Raw genomic sequence first — 14,979 nt, 5'->3', positions numbered from 1 at the left:
GAAAAAAAAGGCCATGTGATTCGCCTGAATTACATGGCCTTTTTGTATTTGGCGGAGGAGGTGAGATTCGAACTCACGGTACTTGCGTACACACGCTTTCCAAGCGTGCGCCTTAAGCCTCTCGGCCACCCCTCCGAAAAAAAAAAGTCCTTTTTCAGTCGGTTCTTTTAGCCTGTGAAAAGAAATTTGGCAATCAAAAACTCTAAAATGCTTTCAAAAATATTGTTCCGGTAGTGTGCATGGCCTTTTTTTACGTCGTTCCCTGAAAAAGCTTTTCAGAATTGCAGTACATTCAGTTTCACAGATTCCAGGGGTGATTTCAAGGGTATGATTCAGGAGTTGATCGGTCCCTATGGAGTAGCGTGATCCTGCAGCCCCTGTTTTAGGGTCGTATGCTCCGAAAACAACTCTCCGGACACGTGCATGGATGATTGCACCCATACACATAATACAGGGTTCGAGCGTCACATAAAGTGTGGTACCTGGCAAACGGTAATTCTCCAGTTTTGTGGCCGCATTACGTAATGCCATTATTTCTGCGTGTGCACTTGGGTCATGGCATGCAATCGGGCAGTTCTCTCCCTCACCAACGATCTTACCATCAAGAGTAAGGATAGCTCCCACCGGGACTTCACCCTTGTTGGAGGCTGAATGGGCAAGGCTGAGAGCACGTTCCATAAAAGTAATATCTGAAAACTTCTGGTCCATGGTTATGCAGTGCTGGCAGTGGGCTGAATAGGGGAATACAGGTTATTTTTCATTTGCAATGAGAATATTTTTCACATAGTATTTTTCTTGTGAGTTACAAATATGAAATTCTAAGTCCGTATCTTTGATAAGAAGGAGCATTATGTATACAATTTTAGCGTATGCAATTCCAGAAGAAAGTCATCAGAACATTCGTAGAGCCCTCGATGACCGCGCCAAAATTACATTTTGCTATGGTAGTGAAAAGCTACTTGGAGAGCTTAAAGGGAATGAATATGATCTGATTTTCCTCTTTATGGAGGACAGTGGGACCGGTTTACCTCTTTTAGAGGATGTCGTGCAACGACTTCCCCATACTCCAGTTATTCTCATAGGCCAGGAAGAAAAGCCGGAAGTGGTTGTGCAGGCACTGAAAAGTGGAGCTTACGATTATCTGGTTCATCCTGTTTCTGTGACACGTTTTGAAGTTGCTACAGAGAAAACTTTTGAGAATAAGGCTCTGAGGAATGAGATAGCATACCTGCGACACAAACAGGACATTGTGTATCATTTTAATGATGTTATTGCTTTTAGTCCAGGGATGAAAGTGGTCTTGAAGAGTCTCGAGAAATTTGCCAAAACTGATTCTACTATCCTGATCACCGGTGCGACGGGGACGGGAAAAAGTTTTCTTTCCGGAACTGTTCATTATAACAGTCCGCGTAAGCAGAAACCCTTTATCAAGATCAATTGTGCCAATATTCCCGAAGATCTTCTTGAGTCCGAGCTGTTTGGTCATGAAAAAGGTGCATTTACCAGTGCTGACAAACTTCGTGTTGGTCGTTTTGAACAGGCCAGTGGAGGGACCTTATTTCTTGATGAAATTGGAGAAATTAGTCTCGGCTTGCAGACAAAATTGCTGAGAGTGCTTGAAGAAAAATGTTTTGAACGTGTGGGAGGCAATAAAACAATATATGCCGATGTCCGTGTTATTGCGGCCACCAATAAGGACCTTCCTGAACAAATCAGTAAGGGGAAATTTCGGGAAGATCTCTACTATCGAATTAATGTTCTCCCCATACGACTACCGGATTTACGGGAGCGGCAGCAATGCCTGTTGCCCCTTGCTCAGTATTTCCTCAATAAATACGCAACATCCCTTGGGAGTGATGTGCAAGGTTTTACGGATAAATCTCTTGAACAGATTCGGAAATATCGCTGGCCCGGAAATATACGACAACTGGCAAACACCATTGAACGAGCCGTGATTTTGGAAGACGATGTCCTGATTGATACCAGCAATCTTTCCCTGCCAGTGGAGAAAGGGCCAACAGTAGACAGCGGAACTCCTACACTGCCGGGGAAGAGCTCCCTTGTTGATCAGGAGAAGGAATTGATCCTAAACGCCCTTGAAGAGTGTCTCTGGGTGCAGAAAAATGCTGCTGCAAAACTTGGTGTCAGCCCAAGGGCGCTCAATTACAAGGTGAAGAAGTTTGGTATCACCCATCCTAACTGGCGTAAGCACAGGTGAGTTTCGCCAGTTACGTGTTACCTATCTCTTTTTTCTGGGAGTCAGCTAACGGAGCCCGGCAATAAAAGGACCCACAGCCTCTGCACCTTCTGTTTCAACCAGCTGAATAGTACGTGATCCAATGACCGCCATATCAGCTTTTCCTCGTAAGGCATCGATATCTTCCTTGCTCTGGATGCCGAAACCAACTGCAAGAGGGAGTTGCGTTGCAGCTCTGCACCTGGCAAGATAGTTGTCAAAATCATGATCAAACGCAGATTTCTTTCCTGTGACACCTCGTCTGGCGACACAATAAATAAAACCGTTGGCATGTCTGTCCAGTTCCTCCATGCGTGCATCCGTAGAAGTTGGAGCATAGATGAGAATGAGTGCAAGATTATACTTGTCAGCTAATGCCAGGAAAGTTTTCCCCATTTCCGGGGGGAGGTCCGGAATGATAAATCCATGAATGCCTATTTCTGCCGCCCTTTTTATAAAAGCCTCCTCGCCATATTTAAAAATAATGTTGTAATAGGTCATAAAGAGGAAGGGGATTTCATGTGTCCGGGCCATTTCTGCCGCAAATTGAAAGCAATCTTCAACTTTGGTGCCAGTGGCGAGGGCGTCCTGATTGGCTTTGAGGATAACCGGGCCATCGGCCATGGGTTCAGAAAAGGGAATCTGCATTTCAATGCAGTCCACCCCGTTGCCGACCATCTGGCGGATGATTTCACGGTTAACATCAAGTGAAGGGTATCCCAGGACTATATGGGTCATGAGAAGAATGTCTTTTTCTTTTAATTTGTTACGTAACTGTTGTTCTAACTTCATATCTCAATCTCTGATAAATAGGCTGAAGGTGGATGGATTACTAGCTGTTGCTGTATTCCCTGCCTCGGTCAATAATAAATTTCTTCCATGAAGGATCTTCAAAGGCGTGGGCAATTGTGAAAATGTCCTTATCGCCTCGTCCGGATTGATTGATAATGATTGCATCGTCCTTTGAAAGTTGCCCCACTTCTCTGAAGGCGCCTGCAAAAGCATGGGATGACTCCAGGGCTGGAATGATACCTTCAAGGCGCATGGTGAGGTCAAGCGCTTGCATGACCTCGGTATCAGTGGCGGATTCGAATCGAACCCTTTTGTTTTCCCAGTGATCGCTGAGAATTGGCGAGACACCAACATAATCAAGTCCTGCTGCCACGGAATGGGTCAGTTTCATTTGTCCATCATCATCCTGAAGAAACATGGTTTTGTAGCCTTGAGCTACGCCCGGTGACGCATCAGGGCTTGAGAGGCGTATGGCATGGGCTCCGCTCTCGGCACCATGGCCTCCTGCTTCAACTCCTACAAGTTCAATACCATCCTCATCAAGAAAACGTTTAAAAATACCCATGGCGTTGGATCCACCGCCAACACAGGCATAGACCCTCTTCGGCATCTTATGGTGGTATTGTATGATTTGTTCGGCTGCCTCAATGCCTATAATAGATTGAAACCAGGCAACCATTTCCGGAAACGGTGCAGGACCACAGGCTGTACCAAAAACGTAATGGGTGTCATCAACATTGGTTACCCAGTCACGAAAGGCCTCATTGATTGCATCTTTCAAGGTACGTGAACCGTCTGTGACAGGAACCACCGTGGCACCCATTTTTTCCATCCAGAAGACGTTGGGGCGTTGCCGCATAACATCTTCCTCACCCATGTAAATGGTGCAGTCGAGTCCAAATTTGGCTGCCATGGTTGCAGTGGCCATACCATGCTGACCGGCTCCGGTCTCGGCTATTACCCGTTTTTTCCCCATACGTTTGACGAGGAGTCCCTGTCCCATGACATTATTAGCCTTATGCGCTCCGGTGTGATTGAGATCCTCACGTTTGATATAGATTTGAGCACCGCCAAAGTGGCGAGTGAGATTCTCAGCGTAGGTCAGGGGAGTAGGGCGACAGGAGTAGGTTGACATGAGAGTCAGATATTCCTGCCAGAACGCCGGATCTTTTCGACACCGGTCATATTCTTTTTTCAGTTCTTGAAAGGTTTGATGCAGTACTTCTGGAATGTAGGCTCCACCCCAGTTTCCAAAAAATCCATTCGAATCCATTATGGTAACTCCAGTAAAAAAAGTCTAATTATAATATATGTTATTACCGATACAGATGATGTCCGACGGTGTTTAGTAACATTTTCATTGTTATCATCAATCAGGGAGCGATTATGAGCATGCAAAGCAGAGTGACACAGCAACCATCAATTCAATCGGAAAAGATCTTTACATTCCCTAAAGGGATTCCCGGTTTCGAAGAATACACTACTTTTAAGATTTTTCACAAGGATGATGGAAAAGTTTCTGCATATTGGCTGGAATCCTGTGAGGCACCTGTTGTGACCTTTACACTTGTAGATCCGACATCCTATGATTTAAATTATGATATCTTTCTTGATGACGCTGAAGTACAGACCATCAAAGCTGATAATCCACTGGATATTGGTGTATTTCTCATGTTGAAAAAAACTGAGGAAGAAACCGATTCGCAACTCGCTGCGAACATTGGTGGACCTCTGGTTATCAACGTACAGAAACAGCTTGGTCTGCAGAAAGTCTTAAAAAAGCGGCAGAACGAAACAGAGCATTAATTGTGGGGATTGTGTTTATTTCTGCAACTGTTGTCTGCAGACAGCTGCGAAGTCCTCCGGATAATGACCATTAATAAAACGTAGTTGTGCTTCGCTGAACGCCCCGGGGGATTCTGGTAGCCTGGGAAGGAAGCTGTAGAGTAGATGCTGTCCTGGCTCTCCTGCGTTGCCGATTCGCTTTGGGTATTCTATTGATGTAACCATCTTTGCACCAAGCCCTGCGAGTACTTTCTGGGCAAGAAATATCCCTCTGTCAAGCGATATTCTGGAAGCTGTGTCGGCTTCCAGAATATTGCCGATAATGTCAGTATTGGTGTTTCGTAATGCCATAAGCTGCAATTCCCATTGCGATGTCTGGGCCTTGGGAACAAAAAGAATGGCATGTTCATTTTCCCAGAGTATCAGACTTGATTCCAGGTCATTTCTTTCGTCCATACGGATATTATTTCGTATACAGGCAAGATAATCGGAAAAGAAGTCACTGTGTGTTTCGCGACGGTAATTTTGTATCATTTCAGCTACCATATCTCCACACCCGAAGGAGGGAATGCTGCCTGATGAGATATGGAGATTGCCGCTGAAACTAGCTACATTTTGTGGAAGCATTGCATATTGTTGATGGATCTGTTGATGAGAGGCGTGAAGGCGATAGCGAGTAGGGGCATAGTCAAAGCCGAAATTCCATCCCCAGAGCGTTGCTGAAATATCAGGGCTGGTTTCAGGTGACAGAGATTGAAGAATTTTTTTTCGCAGGATTTCAAGAGCATCCATGGAATAGGATTTTTGTTCCTTGTTATCTGCAATGCCTAAATGGCAGGCTAATCGAACAAAACTTCGCTGATAATACAAATGGCGTAATCCTGTTATGTCCGCTTCGGATAGCCGATCTATCGAGTAGCGAACAGCATCGTCAGCCATGTTTGCAGCATAGTGGCCACCAGCAATATACGAGTTTCTCCGTAGATACTCAAAGACATGACTTTCTTTCATGTCATTGAATTCTCCAACAATTTCACTTCCTCCCTGAGCTCCAGGGCGAAGTACCATCACCAGTTTATAGGTGTCAGGCAGAGCCGGGTTGTTTGCCACTGCTTCAAAGAGTGCATGGTCGTTGATGACTGCTCGGGTTTTCCCGTGAGAATCTGTTTTATAGCGCAATCCAGTTGGTATTCCATTGGTGTCTTTTTCAATGCAACAAGAGAGTTCGGCTAATCTGATCAAATCCTGTGGATCTGTAGAGGTTGTGGCAAGGGAAAGATGCAATGGGGCGGGAAGTTTGTCGAAAAGACTGTCGGGAATCTGTTCTTTCTCGAGAAGTGTACTGAGTGAGAGTTTTTGTGTTGGTGGAAGGGAAATTTTTTGAGGATTGTTTGCACTGTTGTCAGCCCATTCTTTGTCAATAAAAGTTGTCCCTCGAAAAGAAAATGGATTTGGAATCTCAAAAATCCAGTCTCCATCTGTGACTTTTACATCATTAGCGGGGAAATTTGCTTGATTGGAATATACGTCTCCTGAATCGAGGTGTCCAAGAGAGTTAATACTTGTTTCAAGTCGAAGATTAGTTGCTATATAGTCAGGTTTGTGAATACCGTAAATAAACTGTTTCTGAGGTGTAACGCTACTTCTTAGTGTCATAAGAGTTTGGGGTACGGGTTGATAAAATGTGACGTATTTGTTGAATTCTATCAAGGAAAACAAATCGTCTGATTGATCCGTTGCAGTGCTAAATAGCCTTCAAATAATCAGGTAATGTGTGATTCTAGAACATATAACTTTAAGATAAATCTGACAAAGCCATTTGGACTCCTTGAGCAAGGGGGGGATTAAGTATCTCCTTTTTTGATTACCTCTCCCTCAACTGTTTCTCTATTTTCTTTGTAAACAATGAGTGCTTCCTGATAAACGACAGAACGGGAAAGACCAAGGTCACCAGCAAGTTTACGACTGACATCTTTAAGTGAAAGGGTGGTGTTGTCACGATACCAGATTAATAAATCCTGAAGGTTCTCACCTTCTGCACTGAGTGTGGTTCCCGGTTCAACAACCAGAACGAATTCTCCACGATTTGTTTGGGAAGAGGCCTGTTCAAGGAGTGAGTTGATGGTGCCTTTTCTCAGATCTTCGTATGCCTTGGTAAGTTCTCTTCCCCAAAATCCATTGCGGTTCCCCATAATTTTCAGAATATCAGAAAGGAGCCCTTCAATGCGTCTGGGCGATTCATAAAAAATTACAGGCCAGGGCACGTCTTTGAGAGAGGTCAGAAGGGAACGCCGTTGAGATTTCTTTGATGGCGCAAATCCTAGGAAGAGAAAGTGTGGATTTGTGATACCGGAAGCTGAAAGTGCCGTTGTCAGTGCTGATGCACCTGAAAGAGGAACAACGGTGATTCCAGCTTCATGGGCACGTGCAACAAGTAGAGCACCGGGATCAGAGATAGCGGGAGTACCGGCGTCTGATACCAGGGCAATGGATTCCCCTCCAAGGAGCCGCTGAATAAGCTGAGCGGATCGCTCTACCTCTTTTTCACGATAATAACTGATAAGAGGCGTGGAAATTTGAAAATGAGTGAGAAGTTTACGGGTATGACGGGTATCTTCAGCTGCGATGAGATCTACTTCTCCGAGCACGCGTAAACAGCGTAGAGTAATGTCCTCCAGGTTGCCAATAGGAGTAGCTGCTACGTAAAGAATACCAGTTTTATTACCATCAGTTTCATTCATATACAGGTGTCAGGCTTCCTTCTTTTTTCCGGGTAAGATCAGGTTAAGCAGGACTCCGGCAATTCCTGCCAAGCCAATTCCTTTCACGGTAAAGGCTCCAGCAGAAAAACTCATTCCACCTATACCAAGTACCATGATTAGTGAAATGATGGCAAGGTTGCGAGGCTCTGTAAGGTCTTTTTGGGCACGGACCAGAGTGTTTAAGCCGACAACGGTTATAGCACCAAAAAGAAGAAGCATGATGCCACCCATTACAGGAGATGGAATGGTCTGTAACATGGCTCCTACCTTTCCAACAAAGGCAAGTATAATCGCTACAATCGCGGCCCATGTCATGATAGCCGGGTTGAATGATTTAGTAAGAGTCACAGCACCGGTAACTTCAGAGTAGGTGGTGTTAGGAGGTCCACCAAAACAGGCTGCGAGGCTTGTAGCAAGGCCATCTCCAAGCAAGGTACGATGAATACCTGGATCTTTTACATAGTCCTTATTGGTAACGGAGCCAATGGCAAGAATGTCACCAAAATGTTCAATCGCTGGAGCAATGGCAACGGGAACGATAAAGAAAATTGCCTCAAGATTCCATTCAGGGTAGGTAAAAGTTGGCATAGCAAACCAGGAGGCTTCACGGACTGGTGTGAAATCGATCAGCCCAAAAGGGATAGAAACCAGATACCCAGCACTGATGCCGCACAGGATAGGGATAAGCTTAAACATGCCGTGACCAAGGAGTGACACCAGGAGGGTGACCGCTAGTGAGGTTGCGGAAACTATAAGAGCAGTATTGCGTGGTACGAGTTCAAAAGAACCGTCTCCTGTCATTCCGGTAGCCATAAAAACAGCAACAGGTGCGAGGATGAGTCCAATGACCATGATAACTGGTCCGGTTACAATGGGAGGAAGGATTTTGTGGAGTATTTCTCCTCCTTGAAAATAAATAAGTATTGAAAGCAAAACATAAAAAAGTCCAGCGGCAAGCAACCCGCACATGGTTCCGGCAATTCCCCATGTTTGCACGCCATAAATAATCGGAGCGATGAAGGCAAAAGAAGAGGCGAGAAAAATAGGTACTTTTCCCTTTGTTATTATCTGAAAAAGCAGAGTGCCTGCTCCGGCAGTAAAAAGGGCCACATTGGGATTGAGGCCTGTTAGCAAGGGCACAAGAACAAGTGCTCCAAGGGCAACAAAAAGCATTTGAGCACCAAGAATTATGTCCTGTGGTCGAAAGTTGTAGTCACTACTTGGTGATTGTGTTTCCATCGTATGTTTTTACCTTTATTTGTTTAAGTACTGTAAGTCGAAAAAAAACTATTTGGTTCCAAAAAGTTTATCTCCAGCATCACCAAGACCAGGAAGTATATACCCTTGATCATTAAGTCGTTCATCGAGTGCTGCCGTGTAAATATCCACATCAGGATGGAGATCCTGAACCTTCTTTACCCCTTCAGGGGCACAGACAAGAAAGAGACCCTTGATGGAAGTGCATCCTGCTTGCATATTCCAGACGATTCCGGCCACCGATTCCAGAGTAAACCGGCCACTCATTCCACGTGATTCCGGCCACCGATTCCATTTCATTCCGGCCAGTGATTCCAGAGGAATCCGGTCACCCCAAATAGGGAGTAGCGACGCATAGAACCAACTGGTAGAGAGTGCCTTTTTGAATAAAATTCAAGGAGGGCTCATGCCGAAGAAGAGGTTATCTATGCGAAAAATTAGAGAGGTACTACGACTCAAGTATGAACTTGGGCACAGTAACCGTGAAATTTCCCGTAGCTGCGGTATTGGCAGCAGCACGGTAAGTGACTATTTACAACGAACCAAAAGAGCAGATCTGGGTTGGCCCCTTCCTGACGACCTAAGCGACAGCAGCCTTGAACAAACCCTTTTCCCTCCACCGCCTCCACCGGGGACAAGCCGGCTAATTCCAGATTTCTCTGAGATCCACAAAGAGCTCCAATCCAAACGAGGGGTTACCCTGAACCTGCTGTGGCAGGAATACAAAGAGCAGCATCCTGACGGCTACCAGTACAGCTGGTTCTGCCATAGTTACCGGGATTGGGCCGGCAAGCTTGATCTGGTCATGCGCCATGAACACCGAGCCGGTGAGAAACTGTTTGTCGACTACGCAGGCCAAACCGTCGATGTCGTTGACCAACACACCGGAGAAATCACAAAGGCTCAGGTCTTTGTTGCGGTCCTTGGTGCCAGCAACTACACCTATGCTGAGGCCACTCCCAGCCAGAAGATTGAGGATTGGATCGGTTCACATGTCCGTACATTTGCTTTCCTGGGTGGGGTTCCGGAAGTTGTCGTTCCAGATAACCTGAAAAGTGGCGTCACAAAAGCCTGCCGTTACGAACCTGACCTTAATCCCACTTATCATGATCTGGCCCGACATTATCAAACCGTGGTGCTGCCTGCAAGGGTTAGAAAACCAAGGGACAAGGCCAAGGCTGAGGCCGGTGTATTGCTGGTGGAACGCTGGATTCTGGCAAAACTCCGTAAACATACTTTCTTCAACATTGACGATCTCAATCGCGAAATAGGCAAACTCCTTGAGCAACTGAACAACAAGCCTTTCAAGAAGTTATCCGGCAGCCGTAAAAGTCGCTTTGAAGAACTGGACAAACCTGCCCTGAAACAACTTCCAGCCAGCCCTTATGAATTATCCTACTGGAAAAAGGCCACTGTACATATCGACTATCATGTGGAGGTCGAGGGACATTACTATTCCGTTCCATATAACCTGGTCAAAAAACAGATTGAGGTGCGCTATACCAAAAGCACGGTTGAGTGTTACTTTCGTGGTAAACGGGTGGCCAGTCACATCCGGGAGAATCAACGAGGGCACCACACTACCGTCAAAGAGCATATGCCTGTCAACCACCGAAAGTACATGGAGTGGAATCCGGACAGGTTCAAGCGCTGGGCTGCCAAGGTCGGGCCGGAGACACTCTGCCTCACAGAGACGCTTCTTGTAAAAAGAGCTCACCCACAACAGGCCTATCGCACTTTGCTGGGCATTCTCCGTCTTGGCAAAGCCTATGGAGATTCACGCCTTGAGGCAGCATGCCATCGGGCCCTGCATATCAACGCCCTTTCTTACCGCTCAGTGGAATCCATACTCAAAAGCGGCCTTGATCAGAAGCCACTACCGAAGCCGGCTACAGAGGACAAGCCGGTTAATCACGCAAATATCCGTGGCTCTCAGTATTATTCTCCCTCAACCCACTAAAACAAAAAGGAAACGATAAAATGCTTCTGCATCCAACACTTGAAAAACTCACAACTCTTCGATTCACCGGCATGGCCGCAGCACTCCAGGAACAGATGGACATGGACACTGCAGATAACCTGGGTTTCGAAGAACGCCTCGGTCTGTTACTTGACCGCGAGCAGGCGGTCAGGGAAACCAGAAAACTTCAGACCAGACTCAGAAAGGCAAAGCTGCGGCAGGATGGCTCAATCGAGGATGTAGACTTCCGTCATCCGCGTGGTCTGGATAGGTCACTGGTAACCAGGCTGGCTGACTGCAACTGGATAAAGGAACATACCAATCTGCTTATTACCGGCCCCACTGGAGTCGGCAAATCCTATCTTGCCTGTGCCTTGGCCCAAAAGGCATGCAGAGAAGGCTATAGTGCTCTCTATCTCCGTCTGAGTAAACTCTTTGAAGATCTGGCTCTTGCCAAGGGGGATGGCCGTTATCTGAAGTTACTGACTGTCTATTCAAAAACAGATCTATTGGTACTTGATGACTATGGACTGGCCACACTCAACCAGGAGCAACGCCATGATTTACTAGAAATACTGGAAGACAGACACGGCCTCAAATCTACCTTGGTAACCAGTCAATTACCGGTAGAGCACTGGCATGAGCGGATCGGAGATCCGACTTTAGCCGACGCCATTCTTGACCGTCTGGTACATGCCGCTCACAAAATCAAACTGAAAGGAGAATCTATGAGAAAAAAGAAAGCACGCTTGACGTGAGAGCAACACACAGAGTAAGAAGGAAATATTCGCGTCGCTACGCTCCGACACCCTGGCCGGAATCCTCTGGACTGGGTGGCCGCTTTGCCGTGGAATTACTGGCCGGAATCAAGTGGACTGGGTGGCCGGATTCACTGGAATACGCATCCTGCTTCTTTAAGAAGGGTGATTGTGGCATTGAGCGTTCCGCCGGTCGCAAGCATGGGATCAAGAATCAAGGCAGTACGCTGTTGAATATTCTTGGCTAGTTTGACATAGTATTGGACCGGTTGCAGGGTTTTTTCGTCACGATAAAAACCAACGATGGATACTTTGGCAGAAGGAATGAGATCGAAAACACCATCCATCATCCCGAGTCCAGCACGGAGGATAGGGACAAAGGTTATTTTTTTTCCTTTGATAGATTCAATTTGGGCAGGGCCTGACCAGGTTTTTATGATTTTTTTTTCAGTAGGTAAATTCTTAGTGGCTTCGTAGCCTAGTAGTCTAGAGATTTCCGAAGCCAGGGCTCTAAAGTCTTTAGTAGAGATGTCTTTTTCTCTTAACAAACCGACTTTGTGACGAATGAGCGGATGGTTTACTACATGAACTGCCATAGAGGTCTCCTTGCATTATGGAAAATAAAATTGGTGGATAATCAGGATTCAGTGATACATACAAAAAAATATAACTAAACTCAACGAAAGGATATTCAAACCAAAAGAAAATTCATAAATTAAAAGATTAAGATAGTAGCAAGGAAGTTAAGTAAGGGAGGAATTCTTGCTGAAAAAAAAAGAAGAACCTGTTACCCTTACTACTTCAATGTATTATATCGAATCTGACTTTAGCATCAGATCTAATCTTTTAAATATAAGTGTCGGGTACTGTTTTGGAAAAAGAAGCCTTTGTAACCATACGAAAGAAACTGAATAGAACTCAAAAACAATTGGCAGAATTGCTTGGTGTTTCGCTGAAAGCGATTCATAGTTATGAGCAGGGATGGCGCAAAATTCCTCTTCATATTGAACGTCAACTCTGGTTTCTAATCTATCAGAAAAAAAACCAAAGCGGAAAAAAACTCCAACCATGTTGGGAACGGAAGTCCTGTGAGATTAAAGAGGAATGCCCTGCTTGGGAGTTTCAATGCGGTGATATGTGCTGGTTTGTCTGTGGTACAAAATGTGACTGCACAAAAGATATCGATGTTCGTGACAAAATGGAAATCTGTCGAAAGTGTAAGATACTTAAAACATTATTGAAATGATGGGTTTGGAGATTTTTTATTTATGGTAAAGAGTACGCTTCCATATCCCCCTTACTGAAAACAGGAACGCGTTCGAGTTTGACAGAGTAAAATCCCAGTCAGGGTTATAACATGACTGGGATTTTTTTTGATCATTTTGTGGTATTACTGAAGAATTGCTGCCAGCAAAAAAAAGCCCCAATCAGAAGAAACCTGATTGGGGCTTTTTTTATATAAAGAAATCGGCGGTGACCTACTCTCCCACACAGTTGCCCATGCAGTACCATCGGCGCTAAAGAGCTTAACTTCCGTGTTCGGAATGGGAACGGGTGGATCCTCTTTGCTTTCGCCACCGATAAAAGACGGTGAGGTGTGAGGTGTCCAAATAGTACACCTTACTCCTTATAAAAAAATCGATAATCGAATAGTAGAGTATTCAGTAGCGTCTTAATCAAGAGAAATGAATAAGCCGCACGGCTTATTAGTATCAGTAAGCTCCATGTGTTACCACACTTCCACACCTGACCTATCAACGTTGTAGTCTTCAACGAGCCTTCAGGGGACTAATGTCCCGGGATATCTTATCTTGGAGTGGGCTTCCCGCTTAGATGCTTTCAGCGGTTATCCCTGCCGAACTTAGCTACCCAGCAATGCTTCTGGCGAAACAACTGGAACACCATAGGTTCGTCCATTCCGGTCCTCTCGTACTAGGAAAAGATCTCCTCAAATATCCTGCGCCCGCAACAGATAAGGACCAAACTGTCTCACGACGTTTTAAACCCAGCTCGCGTACCACTTTAATTGGCGAACAGCCAAACCCTTGGGACCTGCTTCAGCCCCAGGATGTGATGAGCCGACATCGAGGTGCCAAACCTCCCCGTCGATATGGACTCTTGGGGGAGATAAGCCTGTTATCCCCGGAGTACCTTTTATCCGTTGAGCGACGACCCTTCCATGCGGAATCGCCGGATCACTAAGACCTACTTTCGTACCTGCTCGAAATGTCTCTCTCGCAGTCAAGCTCCCTTATGCCTTTGCACTCTACGGCTGGTTTCCAATCAGCCTGAGGGAACCTTCGCGCGCCTCCGTTACTCTTTAGGAGGCGACCGCCCCAGTCAAACTACCCACCAGACAATGTCCTGGATCCGGATCACGGACCGCAGTTAGATTCCTAAGATAACAAGGGTGGTATTTCAAGGATGACTCCACAGACACTGGCGTGCCCGCTTCAAAGTCTCCCACCTATCCTACACATGTTACCTCAAAAACCAATGCCAAGCTATAGTAAAGGTTCACGGGGTCTTTCTGTCTTGTTGCGGGTAACCGGCATCTTCACCGGTACTACAGTTTCGCTGAGTCTTGGGTTGAGACAGTGGGGAAATCGTTACGCCATTCGTGCAGGTCGGAACTTACCCGACAAGGAATTTCGCTACCTTAGGACCGTTATAGTTACGGCCGCCGTTTACCGGGGCTTCGGTTCATTGCTTCGCTTGCGCTAACAAGTCCCCTTAACCTTCCGGCACCGGGCAGGCGTCAGACCCTATACTTCGTCTTTCGACTTCGCAGAGTCCTGTGTTTTTAGTAAACAGTCGCTCCCCCCATTTCACTGCAACCACGACCAGCTCATGAAGTAAATTCAATCACCAGTTGTGGCACACCTTCTCCCGAAGTTACGGTGCTATTTTGCCGAGTTCCTTAACCCAAGTTCTCTCAAGCGCCTTGGTATTTTCTACCTGCCTACCTGTGTCGGTTTACGGTACGGTCACATATCCATCTAGATACGAGGATTTTCCTGGAAGCATGGAACCAGCCACTTTGTAGTCCTTAGGACTTCGTCATAACGCCTCAGAGTTAATAAAGACCCGGATTTACCTAAGTCTTACCCCTACACGCTTAAACCGGGACAACCAACGCCCGGATGGCCTTACCTTCTCCGTCCCCCCTTACCATAACAATGGATAAGTGGTACTGGAATATTAACCAGTTTCCCATCGACTACGCCTCTCGGCCTCGCCTTAGGAGCCGACTAACCCTGAGCAGATTAACTTGACTACAGGAAACCTGAGGCTTTCGGCGACAAGGTTTCTCACCTTGTTTTTCGCTACTCGTGTCAACATAAGCTCTTGTGGAACCTCCAGCACTCCTTACGGTGTACCTTCTCAGGCGGCCACAATGTTCTCCTACCATTCAGCAAACTGATTCAA

At 46.0% G+C, this 14,979-nt stretch carries 12 protein-coding genes, 1 tRNA gene, 2 rRNA genes and 1 pseudogene (1 of these 16 cut by a window edge); 5 read left to right on the top strand and 11 right to left on the bottom strand.

The window, feature by feature from the left end:
- Positions 1–49: 49 nt before the first annotated feature.
- Both UWK_RS16530 and tadA read right to left on the bottom strand, forming a co-directional pair.
- A tRNA-Ser gene (locus tag UWK_RS16530) sits at positions 50–135 on the bottom strand.
- A 78-nt stretch (positions 136–213) separates the two neighbouring features.
- Positions 214–708, bottom strand: a complete 495-nt coding sequence (tadA, locus tag UWK_RS16525) for a tRNA adenosine(34) deaminase TadA (protein ID WP_015405535.1) — start codon at positions 706–708, stop codon at positions 214–216.
- 142 nt (positions 709–850) lie between these two features.
- Here tadA and UWK_RS16520 point away from each other — a divergent pair, with 142 nt between their 5' ends.
- Positions 851–2,218, top strand: coding sequence for a sigma-54 interaction domain-containing protein (locus UWK_RS16520; RefSeq protein WP_015405534.1), 1,368 nt, complete (start codon positions 851–853; stop codon positions 2,216–2,218).
- A gap of 45 nt (positions 2,219–2,263) precedes the next feature.
- On the opposite strand, the gene trpA is transcribed toward UWK_RS16520, so the two are convergent.
- Together trpA and trpB are read right to left on the bottom strand one after the other, a co-directional pair.
- Complete coding sequence (trpA, locus tag UWK_RS16515; RefSeq protein ID WP_015405533.1) at positions 2,264–3,028, bottom strand: tryptophan synthase subunit alpha; 765 nt, start codon at positions 3,026–3,028, stop codon at positions 2,264–2,266.
- Between the two features lie 40 nt (positions 3,029–3,068).
- Positions 3,069–4,301, bottom strand: coding sequence for a tryptophan synthase subunit beta (gene trpB, locus UWK_RS16510; protein ID WP_015405532.1), 1,233 nt, complete (start codon positions 4,299–4,301; stop codon positions 3,069–3,071).
- 113 nt (positions 4,302–4,414) lie between these two features.
- Between trpB and fliW the strand changes: the two genes are divergently transcribed.
- Complete coding sequence (gene fliW / locus UWK_RS16505; protein WP_015405531.1) at positions 4,415–4,834, top strand: flagellar assembly protein FliW; 420 nt, start codon at positions 4,415–4,417, stop codon at positions 4,832–4,834.
- Between the two features lie 15 nt (positions 4,835–4,849).
- Here the strand turns inward: fliW and UWK_RS16500 are convergent, their stop codons facing one another.
- From UWK_RS16500 to UWK_RS19750, 4 genes are all read right to left on the bottom strand, one after another.
- Entirely contained in the window at positions 4,850–6,469 is a 1,620-nt protein-coding gene (locus UWK_RS16500; RefSeq protein ID WP_015405530.1) for a hypothetical protein, read from the bottom strand.
- A gap of 188 nt (positions 6,470–6,657) precedes the next feature.
- Complete coding sequence (gene rsmI / locus UWK_RS16495) at positions 6,658–7,554, bottom strand: 16S rRNA (cytidine(1402)-2'-O)-methyltransferase (protein WP_015405529.1); 897 nt, start codon at positions 7,552–7,554, stop codon at positions 6,658–6,660.
- A gap of 9 nt (positions 7,555–7,563) precedes the next feature.
- Entirely contained in the window at positions 7,564–8,814 is a 1,251-nt protein-coding gene (locus UWK_RS16490; RefSeq protein ID WP_015405528.1) for a uracil-xanthine permease family protein, read from the bottom strand.
- A gap of 48 nt (positions 8,815–8,862) precedes the next feature.
- A complete protein-coding gene (locus tag UWK_RS19750) occupies positions 8,863–9,099 on the bottom strand; it encodes a uracil phosphoribosyltransferase (RefSeq protein WP_015405527.1) in 237 nt (78 codons plus the stop codon).
- A 139-nt stretch (positions 9,100–9,238) separates the two neighbouring features.
- Between UWK_RS19750 and istA the strand changes: the two genes are divergently transcribed.
- Positions 9,239–10,792, top strand: a complete 1,554-nt coding sequence (istA, locus tag UWK_RS16480; protein ID WP_015402933.1) for an IS21 family transposase — start codon at positions 9,239–9,241, stop codon at positions 10,790–10,792.
- A 20-nt stretch (positions 10,793–10,812) separates the two neighbouring features.
- Positions 10,813–11,550, top strand: a complete 738-nt coding sequence (istB, locus tag UWK_RS16475; protein ID WP_015402932.1) for an IS21-like element helper ATPase IstB — start codon at positions 10,813–10,815, stop codon at positions 11,548–11,550.
- A gap of 143 nt (positions 11,551–11,693) precedes the next feature.
- Here the strand turns inward: istB and upp are convergent.
- Positions 11,694–12,146: pseudogene (gene upp / locus UWK_RS16470) on the bottom strand (uracil phosphoribosyltransferase); the annotation flags it as partial.
- Positions 12,147–12,421: 275 nt separating this feature from the next.
- Here upp and UWK_RS16465 point away from each other — a divergent pair.
- Entirely contained in the window at positions 12,422–12,796 is a 375-nt protein-coding gene (locus UWK_RS16465) for a helix-turn-helix domain-containing protein (protein WP_041916457.1), read from the top strand.
- Between the two features lie 219 nt (positions 12,797–13,015).
- Here UWK_RS16465 and rrf read toward each other — a convergent pair.
- Positions 13,016–13,132 (bottom strand): 5S ribosomal RNA (rrf, locus tag UWK_RS16460).
- A gap of 103 nt (positions 13,133–13,235) precedes the next feature.
- Positions 13,236–14,979 (bottom strand): 23S ribosomal RNA (locus UWK_RS16455); it runs 1,323 nt beyond the window's last position.

The organism is Desulfocapsa sulfexigens DSM 10523 (assembly GCF_000341395.1).
Classification (GTDB): Bacteria; Desulfobacterota; Desulfobulbia; order Desulfobulbales; family Desulfocapsaceae; genus Desulfocapsa; species Desulfocapsa sulfexigens.
Note: the sequence above shows the minus strand (reverse complement) of the source record. Positions and strands in the feature narration are given on the sequence as shown.

Excerpts from the sequence above, each read along its gene's own strand:
- tadA (WP_015405535.1), bottom strand. The coding sequence starts at position 708 with ATGGACCAGAAGTTTTCAGATATTACTTTTATGGAACGTGCTCTCAGC.
- UWK_RS16520 (WP_015405534.1), top strand. The coding sequence starts at position 851 with ATGTATACAATTTTAGCGTATGCAATTCCAGAAGAAAGTCATCAGAAC.
- trpA (WP_015405533.1), bottom strand. The coding sequence starts at position 3,028 with ATGAAGTTAGAACAACAGTTACGTAACAAATTAAAAGAAAAAGACATT.
- trpB (WP_015405532.1), bottom strand. The coding sequence starts at position 4,301 with ATGGATTCGAATGGATTTTTTGGAAACTGGGGTGGAGCCTACATTCCA.
- fliW (WP_015405531.1), top strand. The coding sequence starts at position 4,415 with ATGAGCATGCAAAGCAGAGTGACACAGCAACCATCAATTCAATCGGAA.
- UWK_RS16500 (WP_015405530.1), bottom strand. The coding sequence starts at position 6,469 with ATGACACTAAGAAGTAGCGTTACACCTCAGAAACAGTTTATTTACGGT.
- rsmI (WP_015405529.1), bottom strand. The coding sequence starts at position 7,554 with ATGAATGAAACTGATGGTAATAAAACTGGTATTCTTTACGTAGCAGCT.
- UWK_RS16490 (WP_015405528.1), bottom strand. The coding sequence starts at position 8,814 with ATGGAAACACAATCACCAAGTAGTGACTACAACTTTCGACCACAGGAC.
- UWK_RS19750 (WP_015405527.1), bottom strand. The coding sequence starts at position 9,099 with ATGAGTGGCCGGTTTACTCTGGAATCGGTGGCCGGAATCGTCTGGAAT.
- istA (WP_015402933.1), top strand. The coding sequence starts at position 9,239 with ATGCCGAAGAAGAGGTTATCTATGCGAAAAATTAGAGAGGTACTACGA.
- istB (WP_015402932.1), top strand. The coding sequence starts at position 10,813 with ATGCTTCTGCATCCAACACTTGAAAAACTCACAACTCTTCGATTCACC.